Source organism: Psychrobacter sp. AOP31-B2-9 (genome assembly GCF_052378005.1).
Classification (GTDB): Bacteria; Pseudomonadota; Gammaproteobacteria; order Pseudomonadales; family Moraxellaceae; genus Psychrobacter.
In genome coordinates this window covers 1-17,879 of sequence record NZ_JBQSXG010000015.1, presented here as the reverse complement: position 1 = coordinate 17,879, position 17,879 = coordinate 1, and the positions used below count along the sequence as shown (strand labels likewise).

The following is a 17,879-nucleotide window of genomic DNA, read 5'->3' as shown; positions in this document are numbered from 1 at the left end:
GAACATGCAGCAATAGTCGTTGTCAGTGCTATGGTTGAATATCAAACACGCTCTAACGATAACGCTCACTGAGCGTACGTAATATTGTTTTTTAATCTTTTGAATAAAATCACTATAGGAGTTTATATGAAGAACACAACTAGCATGATGATGGCGGCAACACTGGCTATAGGCACACTGGCTGCTGGTTGCCAGACCACAAGTATTACCGCACCAGTCACTCAACCAGTCACATCAAACCTTTTGCAAGCCAACGATTGGCAACTGGTCGATGCTAAGGATACTAATGGTGAACGTATAAATTCTTTGTTTATTGATGAGAGTAAACCTCTTACTTTAAAATTTATGACCGTCGAAGGTAACAATCGAGTTGCGTTTATAAACACTTGTAACAGCATGGGTGCAGGGTATAGTGTGACAGATGGTGAGGTAAACCTCACTCAAGGCATGAGCACAATGATGGCATGCCCTGAGCCTCAGGCCAGTTTTGATGCGGCAGCTTTAGCGACTGTAGATGGCAAGTATAGTATTAATAATAATGTTAATAATACACCTATTCTGACCATTAAGAACGACAGCCAAGTTGCGCACTTTAAAGCCGTTTCTAAATAAACCTACCTATTCACTATAGGTAATTTGGGTACAACGAGCATTATCTAAAAATCATTTTTTAACACGATATATCTGTTTAAAAAAGCCTCACGAATAGTGGGGCTTTTTTTGTCTAAAATCAAAGTTAAATGTACGTTACACTAGTGTAACTGTTTATATCTAAACACTATCGTGTAGCGTAGCTATCGATAACTTATCAGTGTTTATTTATAACAAATCTATCTATGAACGACTATTGGACTTGCCTTATGCTAAAAGCTTTTGTATCAAAACCAACGATAAACCTGCATACGATAAGTAGCACAGTTATCATTGCTGCGACTAGCGTTTTAGTGGGTTGTCAGACATTGCCAAGCACCGTATCGAAAACATCTGTAGATATGACGGCGAGTAATCCACTAACCGCTAAAATGCCAGCGATAGATCGCCAAGGACGTATTGCTTATATAGAAGAGCATGGCATGGGCGCTGCAAAAATATCGACACTGTATAGCATCCGTCCTGATGGTGGCGATCGTCAGTTGGTTGATCAGATAAATGGTTATATCTATTCGCCTGCATGGTCTGCGGATGGTCAATGGCTTGCTTATAGCAAACAAGCAGCACGTCAAAACCCAAAAATTTATATCTATGACCGAAAAAGTAACACACAAAGTCTGATCGTTAATGCTGAAGGCAGTAACATGTCCGCGTCGTTCTCACCTGATGGTCAAAAACTCCTCTATAGCTCAACCGTCGGCGGTAATGCAGACATCTATGAGATGCGTCTCAGCGATGGTAATACCAAACAGTTGACTACATTATCAAGCACTGAGGTACAGCCAAGTTATGCGCCAGATGGCAAAAGCTTCGTGTATACCAGTGATAAAGTTCGTGCTGGACGCCCAAGCATCTATCGATACCGTTTCGATGATGGCAAAGCCGAGCGCTTGTCTACAGGCAGTTATGCTGCCAGTCCTCAGCTCAGCTTAGATGGGCAGCAATTGGCTTATCTTGATGGCAGTAAAGCTGCAATTATGACATTGGCTACAGGGCAGATACTATTTCTAGCAGAAACAGGACTCGATGAGCCTGCGCGATTGTCACCATCTGGACAGTATGCAGTCTATCCGATGAGCGCTTCTGTAGTGAGTAATCAAGGCTCTATTAATATGGGGAATTTGGTTATTCAATCACTAACGGGTAACACCAATTTTACGATTAGTAGTGAGGCTGGCGGGGTCATTCGCTCTCCCGTTTGGGGCCGATGATGACGAAATCTATGTATTATATAGTGAGATATCTATATAATTATTAATAAAGAAACATAAGTTGATTCTGAAAACCTAGGTTATAGGTATATAAAAGGAGAAAGCGTGTAATGCAAGAGTCGTTTTTAGTATTCATTACTAACATCAGTCTATACCCTACGGTGATTTTTACTGGATTGGTGATGTTTGTGACCTTGTATTGGATAGTTTCCTTACTAGGTATGGCAGATATGGATACAGTCGATATAGGTGATGCAACTGGAGACGGTGGTGACTTAACTTCATCGGGTTTTGTCTCTGGACTTTTACTCAAATTTGGTTTGTATGGCGTACCTCTCATCATTATTCTTAGTTTAATCAGTTTGATTGGTTGGTTGTTAAGCTATTTATACACCAGTTTTTTACACCAAAATTTTGATTCTGGTCTTTGGTATTACGTCTTTGGCACTGGTGCATTTGTTCTTGTCTTGGTGGTATCTATGTGGTTAACAGGTCTCATTATTTCACCCATTCGCAAAAACATTGCCAGAATTCCTAAACGTAATGCTTCTAGCAATATAGGTAAAATTGCTGTGGTACGCACACTTAGCGTGACACATAAGCATGGCGAAGCAGAGCTTAATGATGGCGGTGCAGGGTTGATACTAAAGATACGCTCAGATATCGATGATAATTTACTCAAGCAAGGAGATAAAGTGATGTTGGTTGAGTATTTAACAGATGCCAATACTTATCGAGTTGCTGTTGTGGAAGATAAAGAAGCATTGTAAAGCTATTAATAGCACCTAACAGTTTTAAATTTGGTTATAGTCGGTTCAAAGTGACTCAGATATAGCGACGGTGATTAGCAGGGCTGCAAAGCGCACGTGCTATAAAAAGCACGGTAAACACTAGGCTTAGCATGCTTGCCACCGTATCTGATTTACATGGAATTGATTGTAGAATGTTTTAATTAAAGGAATGAATATGGACATACTCATTATCGTCGGCGTGGTGGTTGTGCTGGCGTTTGTTTTCGTCATGGCAGCGCTGCTGATGCTCAAAGCCTTTTATGTAAAGGTTGAGCAGGGTAAAGCGCTGATTATTAACGGCGTTAGTAAAATAGCTGTACGTTTTGATGGTGGTTTTGTTTGGCCAGTTATCAATAAAAAAGAATTGATGCGCATATCGCTCATCACATTAGAAGTGGACAGACGCGGTAAAGAAGGTTTGATTTGCGCAGACAACATGCGTGCTGATATTACCGTGGCATTTTATTTACGCGTCAATGAAACCGAAGAAGATGTGCTAAAAGTCGCCAAATCGGTTGGGGTAGATAGAGCATCAGATAAAGTCGCTGTTAATGAGCTGTTTAATGCAAAGTTCTCTGAAGCATTAAAAACCGTTGGTAAACAGATTGATTTTGTCAAACTATTCGAAAATCGTAGCGAGTTTCGTGACAGCATTGTCAAAGAAATTGGTAATGATCTAAATGGTTATGTCCTAGAAGATGTTGCGATTGACTATCTGGAGCAAACGCCAAAAGTATCATTAGATTCAAGCAATATCTTGGATTCTGAAGGTATCAAAAAGATTACCCAGTTGACGGCTACGCAAAATGTTATTACTAATGAACTTGAGCGTGATGAAGAGCTAGCGGTTAAGAAGAAAAATGTTGAAACTGTTGAAGCCATGCTTGAGCTTGAGCGTCAACAAGCTGATGCAGAAGCCAAGCAGAAGCGTGAAATCTCGTCAGTGATTGCACGCGAAACTGCCGAAACTCGCAAAATTGAAGAAGAAGAGCGTAAAAAGTCTGAAACCGCTATTATCACGGTTGAGCAAGACTTGGCCATTCAGCGTGAGAATCAGCAGCGTGAAATAGAAGTGGCTGGACAGAATCGTCTGCGTGCAGTCGTGATCGAAGAAGAAAAAGTCACGCGTGCTCGTGATTTAGAAATCGTCTCTCGTGAGCGTGAAGTTGACTTGCAACGTATCGAAGCTGAACGCGCGATTGAGCTTGAGAAAAAAGAAATCGCTAACGTCATTCGTGAACGTATCGCAGTGGACAAAACCGTTGCGCAAGAAGAAGAGCGTATCAAAGAAGTTCGAGAAGTTAGTGAAGCGGATCGAAATAAGCAAACACGCGTCTTAGCAGCAGAAGCCGATGCCGAAGAGCTCAAAGTACGTCAGGTCAAAAAAGCCGAAGCAGAAGAGTTGTCTGCTAAGCACAAAGCTGTTGAGATTACGACGCTTGCTGCCGCTAATCTTGAAGCATCAGCCAAAGATTCAGAAGCCAAAATTAAAATGGCCGAAGGTATCAAAGCAGAAGAGTCGGCACATGGTTTCGCCGAAGCCGCTATTCAAGAAGCCAAGGCTTCATCGCTTGAAAAAGAAGGCATTGCTAAAGCCAACATCATCAAAGCGACAGGACAAGCCGAAGCGCAATCAGAACGTGAAAAAGGCATGGCAGATGCCGAAGTTATCGCTGCTCGCGGCGAGTCTAAGGCAAAAGCTGAGCGTGATATCGGTATGGTAGACGCAGAAATCATCGCAGCTCGCGGTGAATCTACCGCCAGAGCTGAGCGCGAAAAAGGCATGGCCGATGCTGAAATCATTGCAGCTCGCGGTGAGTCTAGTGCCAAAGCAGAACGCGAAGTTGGATTGGCAAAAGCCGAAGTTACTCGCGCGCACTTCCAAGCCGAAGCAGATGGTCTGGTCGAAAAATTCAATGCCATGGGTAGCATGAGCAAAGAAGCACGTGAACACGAAGAGTTCCGCATGGGGCTTGAAACTGCCTTGCAAGAAGCGCTTGCCTCTATTGACGCTGGTAAAGAGATTGCGAAAGAAAATGCTGAAGTATTGGCAGTGGCGCTACAGAAAGCCAAAATCGATATTGTTGGCGGCGAAGCGCATTTCTTTGACAACTTTGCCAAGTCACTGTCTATCGGTAAAGCCATTGATGGCTTAGCGGGTAAGTCAGACACATTGAGCGGTATCATCAATGGCGTGATGGCCAGTCAAGCTATGAAATCTAACCAGCAAAATGATGATAAAACGACTTACTAATAGGGTCTAAATGCCTAGTCTTAACGGGTAAGTATTAGTGAGTAAGTTTTTTACCAATAAGCAAGTTTTTATCGAACAGTATAAATAAGTAATATTCTCTGAAATTCAAAATCTGTCGTTTAGGCGGCAGATTTTTTTGGCTAACTCACAGTGATTCAGAACGATGAATAACGATGAGTTGGCTAATCTAAAAAAACAGCAGTGACGACTCGTTTTCTTAGATTAGCCAAGTGCTTCTTTACTTTCAATGATCCTTTATTGCCCAAAATTCTCTTATAGTGGATTCAGTTTAAAAGAGATACAAGGCAACCGAGTGCAGATGTATATGTGATACTTCAAGCGAGGTTAACGCTGTAGCTCTTTTATAAAGGATTGACTATATTATGTAAAAACAGAAACGGACGAGTAACGATGGCGGATACGCAAACTTCAAAGAACTCAGATAGCAACAACGATAATAGCAACGACAATAATAATGCTAATCAAGCAAACCAAACCGATCAGGCAGTTGCTTCAGGCAATGCTTATGAGCTCATCAAAAAACGTCTAACGGAACAAGGCGGCCGTTTAGAGCAGCAGACGCAGACGCTAAATAATGCGCGTCTCGAAGAGTTTGGCAGCACCCAGATGCAAGTCATCGCCCGTACTCGTATTCGTACCGAGCACAACTGTGTGGCGCAGGATATGGTGCAGGTTGGTGATTATCTGCTATTTGGTTATAACGTCTTTATGGGGCTCAAGCGTGCGAGCAATATTAAGGATGTATTGTCGCTATATCGTCTGAACGAGCCAGCTGGTAACGAAGAAGAGTATCAGCTCGAAGAAGTCGATTTAAAGGGTACTTTTTTAGATCAAGATGCCTTTGTCCAAGACTTCAATGAGTTATATCGCTATTACAAGCAAACGCGCCTGATTCAAATAACAGTGAAAGACAGCAAGTTACTGTTGGCGTTTCAGATTGGTGAGCGCATCACTGATATTCGAGTGTTCCGTTTCGCATTAGATTTTAGTCAAGGTACGCCAGAGTCGGCGCAAGTCGCTTATGTGGATAATCGAGGCGAGCGTGATATCGAGTTGCCACCTGCTTATGATTTCGACTGGATTGAGACCACCCGTGATCAGATGATCAATGGCAAATACCCACATATGAATATCTTGGATACGATATTTGTGGAAACGGTCGGTGGCGATCTGACCATCAAAATTGAGGACAATACGCAGTCCGGCCAGGGGATTTATAGCGAACCGGTCAATGATCGCACCCAATCGCTGACGGATGCTGAAATTGCTTATGCCAAAGTCGGTAGTCTAATACTGCTCAAAATATTGCCTTACCGTGAAGAGGACTACCGTTATTTTGTTTATAACACTTTGACCGAAGCGGTTATGCGGTTGGATGCGATTGGACAGTCGTGTGTCCAGCTACCAGAAGACCATGGCATTATGTTTCCGGGTGGTTATTACCTACAGACCGGTGAGTATAAGCTGTTCGAGGCCAATAATGTTGGCGCTACCGACCTGCGCTTTAAGCGTAAAATTGTATCGCCAAATGGAGAAGACGTTCTATTCTTATTCTATGACAGAGACTTGGGCGTCACGGGTCTGTTTCCTTATAACTTGATTAAAAAGCAATTGGCAAACCCTATTTACTGTAACGGTATGGCGTTGGCAGAAGATGGGCGTTTGGTGCTGTTTAGCGACCAAAGCGAGCCATCTCGCATTCATCCGATGCAGATATGGCACACGCCTTATGCCTCACCTGAATATGTAAGCGAGTTGCCTGAGAGCACCAGTTTTTATGGCAAAATTGGCAATAAAGAGCTGGTACGCGGCATCTCGGATCTGTATAGCATCACGCGCCTGATTGATAATCAAAGCGTGTCACAAAAGCTCTATGAAGAGCTGACCAATAATACCAGCCGACTCTTTGACAGCTATTACTGGTTGTCTGAGCCTGAACTGAGCGAAGTCGCCAGCAGTATTAAAGAAGTGACGGCCACGGCTGAACTGGTCATTGACGAGTTCGCTAAAGTACAAAGCATCCAAAAGCAAACCCAAACCGCATTAAGCGATGCCGATACACAGCAAAGTGAGATTTTGCGGCAGATACGCATCACTAGCTTTGAGTCTGCCAGCGATTATGTCGAACAGTTGTCCGCATTAAGACGCCAAAAAGGCCGCTTGGTTAGTTTGGAGGATTTGCGTTATTTAGATGCCGATAAACTACAAGCATTGCAGACGCAGTTAGAAGAAGCCGAGAGCGAGTTGGCTGAAAAGACCGTGCTATTTTTGAGTGGTGAAGAGGCACTATCAAGCTACGAAGGCATATTGGTTGATGTCAGTGAGCGCTTAAACACCGCTGAAACCAATGCGGAGCTAAAGCCAGTACTAGAGAAAATCGACGAGACCGCGCAAGGTTTGGATCTACTAACTGAGCTGCTAGGCACACTGGACGTAGCCGATGCCACGGTGCGTACGCAAATTATCGACGACATATCGACCATTTATGCCAGCCTAAACCAGAGCAAAGCCAAGCTTAATCATAAGCGTAAAAACTTAGGCTCGGCTGAGGCTGTGGCGCAATTTGGTGCGCAGTTTAAGCTGTTTGGTCAGTCGATTGCCAATGCGTTATCTATTGCCAATACCCCTGAAAAATCAGATGAGCAAATGGCAAAGCTGCTAGTACAGTTAGAAGAATTAGAAAGCCAGTTCGCTGATCCAGAGACCAACAGCGGCGATCAGTTTTTAGCCGATATCATCAGTAAGCGTGAAGAGATTTATGAGACTTTTGAAAACCATAAGCAGCAATTGCTCGATGCTCGTAACCGTAAAGCGCAAAACTTAGGTGATGGCGCGCTACGAATGCTCGAAAGTATCAAAAAGCGGACACAAAGCACTGGCGTCACAGGATTTACCGAGGAAGAAGCGCTCAATACGTATTTTGCGGCTGATGGTCTGGTACAAAAAGTCCGTAACATCGCAAAAGAGTTACAAGCGATGGACTTTAGCGTCAAAGCAGATGACATCGACGCTCGCCTAAAAGCCATTCAAATCGAGAGTTATAAGAGTCTAAAAGATAAGTCGGATTTGTTTGAAGATGGTGGTCAGATCATCAAACTGGGCAAGCACCGTTTTTCGGTCAATACTCAGCCATTGGATTTGACTTTACTGAGCCGTCAGCAGTCAGATGGCACACGTGTATTAAACCTGCATCTAACGGGCACAGACTATTATGAAGTGCTCAATAATGCTGAGCTGAACGCTTTGCGTCCGTATTGGGACATGAATATCGCTTCTGAGTCTGACAAGGTATACCGCGCTGAGTATTTGGCATACAGCATCATTGAGAGCGCCAAAAACAGTCAGGACGGCTTAACCGAAGAGCGTTTATATCAAGCATACGATGCGACCATCATTACCCTCGATGTTAATGGTGATATTGATAATGACAGTCCGTTGTCCAAATTGGTCAAAGCGTACGCCACCCCTCGCTATCAGCTAGGTTATGACAAAGGCATTCATGATCATGATGCGACGTTATTACTGATGCAGATATTGCCGACGCTACGTGAGGCAGGGCTGCTGATTTATACCCCACAAGTACGAGCATTGGCGCAGTTGTTTTATTGGCAGCTCAATATCGTACAAGCGCTTGGCTTAGACAGCTTACGCCAGTTCGGTTACGACGCTTGGCTGAGTGAGTCTGTACTGACGCGCGCGAGTAACTGGACAGATCGAGCCGCGACCGCCGAGCAGCTACGCCGTGCATTGGGTAGTGATAAGGCCAAATCGCTATTGGTCGAAGACATGGCTCAAGTGATGCGTGATTTTGTGAGCACCTATAACGACGACAGTAGTGATGAAACTGTTAAAGAGCTGACTATAGAAACAGATGAAAATATAAGTGACGATTACAGTGCTAGTATCTTTAAACCTAGTATTTTTAAGCTAAGCTATGTGCAACTGGCCTGTGAGTATCTGGTTAGTGTCATGGGGCAGTCAATGCAAGCCGTTACCCCTAATGCCAGTACGCATAAAATACACTGGCAAACCAGCCAACAAGCGCAGCAGTTGTGTGAGCAGCTAAGCCAAACGCTAAGCGCTTCATCAGCGAGTATGCAAGCGACTGCCAGTTTTGATCAATTACAATCCTCAATCGGCAAGCTCGGTTTTCAGCCAAAATCAGCCTATGAGCTCTTGACCACATGGTTTCATGCGTTACTTGATAAGACTTACGGTGATACTGACTCGGCCAATGCAGCAGCGGATGGTACCGATGAAGACGGCGAGCTCAGTGAAGAGCAGCTGGCCAAGATTGCAGCAAAAGAAGCGTTACGCAAACAGCAGCTAGAAAGTGGCCGTCATTATGTGCCGGAGGCGATTGCTGTATTACTCACTCAATTGAACGATGCCCAACGTGAAGCTTTGGTGCAGCGCCTTATTGAATCAGGTGCTAGCTTTGATAAAGGGGCTTTTAATAAAGGGCAAGGTAGTAAAAAAATAGATAATCAAGGCGCAAGTGGAACACCATCGGCCTTGTCATTTTCTTCAATCAGCTCATCGCCAGTTTCATCGACTACATCATTGACCAGTATTAACAACCCGCTCAATCAAGTGCAAAGCTTTGAGCGTAGTACCGGCAAGGTATCGCTTGAGATTCAGGTGAATAACTTGCTAGGTGAGCATCCACGCATTCATCAGCAGACTCTAACCTTTGCCGTCGACGACTTCTTAAATCGTCTGCATCATCATGATACTCAAGTTATCCCTGCCTATAGACGTTATCTAGCCATGCGCTCAGAGATTTTGCATGATTCAAAAGAGACGTTGCGACTAGATGAGTTCATGCCGCGTCCGTTGTCCTCATTTGTACGTAACCGCCTGATTAATGAGAGCTATTTGCCACTTATTGGTGACAACCTCGCCAAACAGATGGGTACGGTCGGTGAAGATAAGCGTACCGATTTGATGGGTATTCTCATGATGATATCGCCACCAGGGTATGGTAAGACGACCTTGATGGAGTATGTGGCAAATCGTTTGGGCTTAATCTTTATGAAGATTAACTGTCCATCGCTCGGTCACGATGTCACCTCATTAGATCCCGAAAAAGCCCCGAATGCGACTGCCCGAGAAGAGCTGAATAAAATCAACTTAGCTTTTGAGATGGGCAATAACGTCATGCTCTATCTCGATGATATTCAGCATACGCATGCGGAGTTTTTGCAAAAATTTATCTCATTGGGTGATGGCACACGCCGTATCGATGGCGTCTGGCAAGGTAAAACCAAAACCTATGACATGCGTGGTAAAAAGTTTTGCGTGGTCATGGCAGGTAACCCATATACCGAAAGCGGTGAGGCATTTAAAGTGCCTGATATGCTGGCCAACCGTGCCGATATCTACAACTTAGGCGATATCATGAGCGGTATGGAAGAGGTGTTTGCCCTCAGTTATATCGAAAACTCGCTGACTTCTAATACGGTACTTGCACCAATGGCCAACCGTGATTTAAGCGATGTACATCGTTTGATTAAAATAGCAAAAGCGGACAATGCTAACCTTGCCCAAGCACAAAGCAGCGAGTTGACCTATCCGTATAGTACTTCAGAGATTAATGAAATTGTCGCAATCTTGCGTCATATGTTTGCTGTGCAATCGGTTATTTTGGACGTCAATCAGGCCTATATTGCCTCTGCTTCACAAGATGATAAGTACCGTGTTGAGCCGATATTTAAGCTGCAAGGCAGTTATCGTAATATGAACAAGATGACCGAAAAGCTGTCGGCGGTCATGAACGAAAGTGAGCTGAACCAGCTAATAGATGATCACTATTTGGGCGAGTCGCAGCTATTGACCCAAGGCGCGGAGAGCAACTTACTTAAACTCGGTGAGATGCGCGGCACCTTGAGCGAAGAAGAAAAAGCGCGTTGGGAGCAGATCAAAGCGGACTTCTTACGTAACAAAGCCATGGGCGGTGAAGATGGTGATACAGGTGCGCGTATCGTCGCCCAACTGGTTGACTTGGCCAGTGGCTTCAATGCCATCAGTAGCCAGTTTGAAACCTACTTATCCAAAAATGACCCAGAGAAAATCGCTCGCTTACGCGCAGCAGAGCAACAAGCGCAGTTAGACACTCAGATTGAGGCGCAGATAGAAGCACAAAAAGTCCTCGCCGATAGCGTCATTAACAATGCCAAAGTGGTCAGCGACAGCATCGACAATGGCTTTGAGAAGAGTATGAGCCAGCTGATACAAATCTATAAGCATGATCATAAAGCCGAAGGCGAGCATCTCAAGCAAAACCAATATGTACAAAAACAGCTTATGGTGCAGCTGGTCAATGCGGTGGAGCAACTGGCGCAAAAAATGGCAGATAGCTTGGTTGGCAATAATGACAATCAGGTAAATGCTAATCAGCTAGCAGAGAACGATATACCTAATGTGCAGCAGCAGACTGCACTGATGGCAAATGCTCTCAAAGAAGCACTGGCGCCATTGACGATGCGTATGGATGAGAAGCTGGCGATTGATACCAGTACTGATCAATCTGGCAAGCTAATCGTCAACAGTCTCAATCGTCTAAACAAAATATTTGATGACTATGATTAGTAGGCTATAGTGACCAGTGACTAATGTAGTAAACAAACCAATGAGAAAGCTATGGCGCACAAAAAGAAGAACGTCCGCAAAAAAGAATGTCCAGTTTGTGAGCGCGAGTTTAGCTGGACAAAGAAGTTGGATAAAAACTGGGACAATATGGTTTATTGCTCAGACCAGTGCCGCCGAGTTAAGAAGTATGAGGGTGTCGAGCATCATCAATAAGGCTCAGGTTTGGTCATAAAAATTTGGAAAGATAAAGATAAGGGAGCAGACGATGGCACATAAAAAAGTAAACCTACCGCAAAAAACCTGCCCCGTCTGCCAGCGCCCGTTTACGTGGCGCAAGAAATGGGAGAAAGACTGGGAGCAGGTGATTTATTGTTCTGAGCGGTGTCGGCGAGGGAGAGATAAAGATAAACCTAGCTAAGGTCTCGACATTATCGTCGGTTTACGCCTAGTTTGATGCGATTTTAGCGATCAGCAGTCCTAATATTTGAATGTTCAACAGACCCTATACTTTTATATAGCCAGTCCTAAATAAAAAAGATACAACCACGCGATACAGGTTACATTTTTCTTGCTTGCGGTGCCTACGCAGCAGACAGAGGCTGCGCAAAATGTAACTCGTATCGCTGTACTTATCTTATAGTGGATCGACTATAGTGGAATAACTATATTTAGAAGGTTATCGAGTGAATTAAAGATACAGCCCAGCATAAACAGTCTTATTTGATGAATCCAAAACGATAAATTAATTGTATTTCATCGTCCTTTCTTTAAAAATCACCTCATATTAAAAATTAATCAACAAAATTTTATAAAGTCCTCGAAGTTACTAAACTTATAATCTATAATGCTTTTTTAAATTTTCCGTTATTTATTAATAGTGCAAAAATGCACTTAATTCAACTTGTTTAAAATAAACATTCACCAAAATTTTATAAGGCTTTAGGGATAGGATGAAACAAATACAGTTTAAAGGTGACGGAACAGAGTATTTTAAAATATGGATCGTTAATGTTTTATTGTGCATTGTCACTATAGGGATTTATTATCCTTGGGCGAAAGTACGTACGCGCCGATATTTTTATGCGAATACTGAATATGCAGATCGATATTTTGATTACCATGCAACAGGAAAGCAATTATTTCTGGGCTATTTAATCGGTGTGTTTATATTATTTGCTTTACAGATTGTAGGCTCTGTTTTGCCTACTATTGGTGCAATTTTACCCATTGTTTTATTTGCTTTTATTCCTTGGATTATCATGCGCAGCCTAAAGTTTAATATGCGCATGACCAGCTTTAGTAACGTGCGCTTTAGCTTCAACGGTAACCTAAAACCAGCCTATATTATTTTTATGCTTATCCCTATATTGGGTTATTTAGCAATGTTGTTGCTTTTCTTTGGCAGCATATTGCCAATGTCAAAATTAGATGAAGGTCTTAACGTAATCTTTGCCTTCATGATATTTTTAGTAGGTATAATCGCAGCGATAGCGATAGGTGTCTTTGTCATAGGGCTGTTCACTAAAAAAGCAGCTGAATATCAGATTGGTAATACAAAATTTGGCCAAGGTGATTTTTTCATCAATATCAATACTTCAAAGTTTGTAAAAATTCAACTTAAGAAAATACTCATCATTATTGGCTGTTTGATTGTTCTATCAATACTTTCAGGCTTAATATTCGCAGCTACCATATCAGGTGGGTTTGATCTTGGTAGTATTTCTAACGATATTGAAAACGCAGAGGCAAGTCCATTATTCGTGGTTGGCTTCTTAGTTATATATTTTGGTTTTATTGCTACGTTTTTATTCGCTACCGCCTATTCATTTAGCCGTCAACGCCAGTATATATTTGAAAACACCACGTTAGATAAAGCCATCAGTTTTAGGTCAACCGTTGCTGCTAAACGCTACTTTTATATCTTAGTGACAAATATGCTAATGGTTTTATTTACTGCTGGTTTAGCATTACCTTGGGCAAAAGTCCGTGTGGCTCGTTATATCGCGAGTAACTCTTGGATAGAAGCCTCGGATATAGATATCAATAGTTATTTGACCCAAAAAGAGCAAGAGCAGTCTGCTATTGGTGAAGAGATTGGTGATGTCTTAGATATCGATATAGACATTGCAATCTAAGCCAGACACTAGTGGATACAGTGAGAGTATTAATGATGAATTCAATATCAGGCAAATGGTATCCCAAAGACAGCTCGGTGCAATATACCGCGCAACTGACAGTCACTAAAACGAGATACGAGGTAGATATTGTATCTAATGAGACTAGGAGTGGATTTGAGCGTAGTCAGAATATCAGTGGTCAGTGGTCGCAAGTTGCGATCAGTGACCGCCTAGGCAATACTGAGCGTAAGCTTACACTCGCTGATGGATCACTATTTACGACTCACGATAATGATGCTATTGATAACTTTATCAGTAGTCATCAAGGTAGCAGTACAGGTTCAAAATGGAATTTATTTTTACATCGTCATGAAACAAAAATGACCAGTGTATTAACGATGCTGGTTTTGACGATTATTTTTGTGCTTAGTTTTTTCAAATGGGGCATTCCTTGGACCAGTCAAACGGTCGCACATGCTTTACCACAAGCAACAGGCGACTTTATTGGCAAAAAGTCATTAAAGTTTGTAGATAGTTATTTTTTACAGCCTACTAAGATAAGTGACGCTGAACAGCAGGATATTCAATCACGATTTGAGACACGCCTTGAACGCTTTGGCGGTGATGACAGAATTCATTATCAGATTCATTTTAGGGATATGAACATCAATGGATCGAGTTTGCCCAATGCTTTTGCACTGCCATCGGGTGATATCGTCCTGACAGATAAGTTTGTAGAGTTAAGCAAAAATGATGATGAGATAGATGCTGTGCTATTGCACGAGATGGGCCACGTTGTGGAGCGTCACGGCTTAGAGATGCTCACTCAAAACTCATTAACGACTATGATTGTCATACTGGTATTAGGCAACCCAGACGGCATCAGTGAAATTGCTACGGGGCTAGGGACTGCACTGGTATCAAGCCATTACTCACGTCAATACGAAACTGAAGCAGATGAGTTTGCCTTTAACAAGATGCTTGAGATCGGTATCGATCCGCAAGCTTTTGTGGATATCCTGAGCCGGATGGAAGACTATTCGAAGACGATAAGCGCTACAACAGACGTCGATGACGCTACGCATGAGCATGACGATGAAGATAAAGTTAGCAATGAAAAAGTCGATAATGAAAAAGCTGAAGAGGTTGAAGGAGAGAGGTTGTCTGACTTCTTATCGACCCATCCTAATACCCAGTTACGGATTCAAATGGCAGAAAAATATAGCAAGTGCTTTGAGCAAGGGTTAAAGGTTTGCGAATGAAAAACGTAAAAACTAATCAGGGTACGTAAAAGAATAAACCTACCGCAAAAAACCTGCCCCGTCTGCCAGCGCCTATTTACATCGCGTAAGAAGTGGGAGCAGGTTTTTTGTTGTTCTGAGCGGTGTTGGCGAGGGAAAAATAAATCAGATTGAGTTAACAGTACATTGTATAACCTTGATTAATTCAATTTTAACCAATCAATGAACGCTACTAAAAATTGTAACGGAACATAAAAACTATGTCGCTCTCTTTTACGCACTTTTCTTTTATTAATCAAATCATCAAAAGTTTTCTTGCTATTGTGGTATTAATAAGCCTGTCTCAAGCTCATGCCAACTTTGGTTGTGAGTTAAACCAGGGATATGAGCTACCCGAAGATATTAGCTTTAACTGGCTATGCTCGTTTAGTAATGAGCTTGCTCCTGCGCAGCAACTCTCAACAGAGAAGTACGGCGCTGTCAACCGACAGGGGGTTGCGGTAATACCATTTGAATATGATTCACCAGTAGAGTTCATCCAAAGTAGAGCGCTGGTAAAAAAAGTGGATAAGTGGGTGCTAATCGACATGGCAAATCATAAAATAGCCGAATTTGATTTTCAAGAAGCATGGAATTTTACCCCAGTAGGGTTAGCAGAATTTAAGCAAGATGATAAATGGGGATATATAAACACCAAGGGAGATATCGTTATCCAACCTCAGTTCGATAGCATAGTGTATGGCTTTGGTTATCCACGACTAAATGAAAATGTTATCGCCATCTTTGGATTAGACGGTAAACAAGGTGCTATAAATCAGGCAGGTAAGATTATCATACCAGCGCAATTTGATGATATTCGTCGAGCAAATGATATTTTATTCGTGTCTAATGACGACAAAGTGGGTATTTATGACTATCAGGGCAATATGATACAACCCGTTGAGTTCGAATTTACAATGTATAATGGCTTTTATTCAGATAATCAATGGACTAACGAGAACTGGCTATCCATTACCAAAAATGGAAAAGTAGGCGCAATAGATAAAAGAGGCAATATTATAGTTCCTACTGAGTTCGATGATGTAGAAATTATCAGTGAAAATACTTTTAAAGTTTCTAAAAACGGTAAATATGGCATACATGGCATAAATAACCTAATAACGCCGCTAAAATTTGATTATATCGCAAACTCTTTGGAAGGACCTACCCGTGTAAAACTTGATGGTAAATGGGGTTATTTAGATAGCTCTGATTCATTGATGATGGTTGATTACGATGAGGCTTATGATTTTTCGGAAGGACTGGCGATGGTTGGTAATCATAAACAGCAATCCTCTCAAGAGAATCAATCAACGCTTTGGGGCTATATTAATACTGTAGGCGAGGAGGTTATACCCTTGCACTATGAGGACAATAGATATTTTCATGGAGGGCTCGCTGCGGTTAAGTTAAATGGTAGATGGGGGGTGATTGATTTTCAAGACAACCAAATTGTGCCTTTTGAGTATGAGGCGATCAGTGAGTTTAAAGATGGTTATGCGATAGTAGCCAAAAAACATGTAGAAGTAGATGATAATACAACAATAGCTGAAGAACTACAGCAATCATTATCAAATGATAGTAACGATGATGAGTTTTATATTTATTATTTAGGTGACAGAGATGAAGCCGATATGAAATTTGGTATCATTAATAGTCAAGGCAGTATCGTCTTACCAGTAGAGTATGACAATGTTTCTCGAGTCTCGGAAGGAATGTTCGGTGTCAAGAAGAAGGATAAGTGGGGATTTACCAATCTGCAAGGGGATTTGGTTATTCCCTATATGTTTGACAGAATACTTCCGCCATTCAGTCACGGAACCATTCAGGTTGATGACTGCTTTGATGACGAGGCCAATACTATTTCGTGCAACTCTGAAGAGTATAATATGCATTCTAGACAGATCGATAAGCAAGGTAATATCATCTTTGAATCGTGGGGTAGTATGGACGTAGCAGAGGAAGTAGTAGAAGAAACGATAGATTGATTTTGTACTGATCAAACAATATTCCTTGCCTAGCGCTATATAACAAAAGGACAGTCATGGTATATAAAAAGTAAACCTGCCCCGTCTGCCAGCGCCCGTTTACGTGGCGCAAGAAGTGAGAGAAAGACTGGGAGCAGGTGATTTATTGTTCGGAGAAGTGTCGTCGGATAAAAGTAAAATCAGATTGAGCTGAAGTTAATATAGTCCAACACCACTATATGTTCTAATCCAATTTTGCGAAAGACTGAAGATAGCGACACTGTTACAGTTAAGAGTACTCTACTAGAAAAGACCGAGAGTAATGAAAAGATATAAACAAAGAAAACATCGGAAGCATAATAAGAAAAACCGAAGACAGTTCGCAAATAATTCCAAAGGAAAGTCAAAAAATCATCCCAAAAAAAGAGAGTATCAAACTATACAGTTTGATAATCATCAGGAAATTGTTCAAAAGGGCTGGGTTTATGAAATAAATTTTTCGTATGCTCGCTCAAGTTTAAAACGTATTGTCACTATAGTTGCTTCTGTTTTAATAATTAGTAGTTTTCCGTTTGGGCTTTACTTAATGTTTGCTTTCGAAACCGTTCTACCTGTATTAATTATCTTAATAATCACTGTTATATTTTTAGCACAGCTAATTGAAAAGCCTCAGACTATTTTTAAAAATATCAATTGGATAAAGCAAGGTAATGTTCAAATACAAGAGGGTCAATTAGATTTTACGCTAGGTAATAAGTTGCATAGCATATCTTTAGCGGATGTAAAAAGATATCATTTTCACCAATGCGTTGGTACTAAGGATTTTGCTAAAACTGTTAAAATTATCGTAAAAATGAAAGACAGTTCTGAATTTTATCTTTATCAATCTACCAATCTTGATGCAGATGTAGTTCCTTTATTTAATATGGGCCATGTGATTGTCGCTGCTTTACCAGACAGTTTTGAAAAAATTAATAGAGGTGCATGGTTATATAC

The 17,879-nt window shown here is 41.9% G+C and carries 12 protein-coding genes and 1 pseudogene; all 13 read left to right on the top strand.

Translation table 11 applies throughout. The features are described from left to right. Positions 1–126: 126 nt before the first annotated feature. A complete protein-coding gene (locus ACT3SX_RS03365; protein WP_192518245.1) occupies positions 127–612 on the top strand; it encodes an META domain-containing protein in 486 nt (161 codons plus the stop codon). A 248-nt stretch (positions 613–860) separates the two neighbouring features. Then, positions 861–1,862 (top strand): PD40 domain-containing protein, encoded by a 1,002-nt coding sequence (locus ACT3SX_RS03360; RefSeq protein WP_192518246.1) that lies wholly within the window; start codon positions 861–863, stop codon positions 1,860–1,862. A gap of 110 nt (positions 1,863–1,972) precedes the next feature. Next, a complete protein-coding gene (locus ACT3SX_RS03355; protein ID WP_192518247.1) occupies positions 1,973–2,632 on the top strand; it encodes an OB-fold-containig protein in 660 nt (219 codons plus the stop codon). 196 nt (positions 2,633–2,828) lie between these two features. Next, entirely contained in the window at positions 2,829–4,907 is a 2,079-nt protein-coding gene (locus ACT3SX_RS03350) for a flotillin family protein (RefSeq protein WP_192518248.1), read from the top strand. Positions 4,908–5,318: 411 nt separating this feature from the next. Continuing rightward, a complete protein-coding gene (locus ACT3SX_RS03345) occupies positions 5,319–11,519 on the top strand; it encodes a DNA repair ATPase (RefSeq protein ID WP_192518249.1) in 6,201 nt (2,066 codons plus the stop codon). Positions 11,520–11,570: 51 nt separating this feature from the next. After that, on the top strand, positions 11,571–11,732 hold the full coding sequence (locus tag ACT3SX_RS03340) for a DUF2256 domain-containing protein (RefSeq protein ID WP_192518250.1): 162 nt from the start codon (positions 11,571–11,573) through the stop codon (positions 11,730–11,732). Between the two features lie 52 nt (positions 11,733–11,784). Beyond that, on the top strand, positions 11,785–11,937 hold the full coding sequence (locus ACT3SX_RS03335; protein WP_192518251.1) for a DUF2256 domain-containing protein: 153 nt from the start codon (positions 11,785–11,787) through the stop codon (positions 11,935–11,937). 532 nt (positions 11,938–12,469) lie between these two features. Further along, entirely contained in the window at positions 12,470–13,654 is a 1,185-nt protein-coding gene (locus ACT3SX_RS03330; protein ID WP_192518252.1) for a YjgN family protein, read from the top strand. A gap of 32 nt (positions 13,655–13,686) precedes the next feature. Continuing rightward, entirely contained in the window at positions 13,687–14,898 is a 1,212-nt protein-coding gene (locus ACT3SX_RS03325) for a M48 family metallopeptidase (protein WP_192518253.1), read from the top strand. A gap of 15 nt (positions 14,899–14,913) precedes the next feature. Then, on the top strand, positions 14,914–15,051 hold the full coding sequence (locus ACT3SX_RS03320; RefSeq protein ID WP_192518267.1) for a DUF2256 domain-containing protein: 138 nt from the start codon (positions 14,914–14,916) through the stop codon (positions 15,049–15,051). A gap of 86 nt (positions 15,052–15,137) precedes the next feature. After that, on the top strand, positions 15,138–16,904 hold the full coding sequence (locus ACT3SX_RS03315) for a WG repeat-containing protein (protein WP_192518254.1): 1,767 nt from the start codon (positions 15,138–15,140) through the stop codon (positions 16,902–16,904). An 86-nt stretch (positions 16,905–16,990) separates the two neighbouring features. After that, positions 16,991–17,092, top strand: a pseudogene (locus tag ACT3SX_RS03310) (DUF2256 domain-containing protein); the annotation flags it as partial. Positions 17,093–17,205: 113 nt separating this feature from the next. Continuing rightward, positions 17,206–17,879: hypothetical protein (locus tag ACT3SX_RS03305; protein WP_442069520.1), on the top strand; the 674-nt coding region annotated here is incomplete at its 3' end.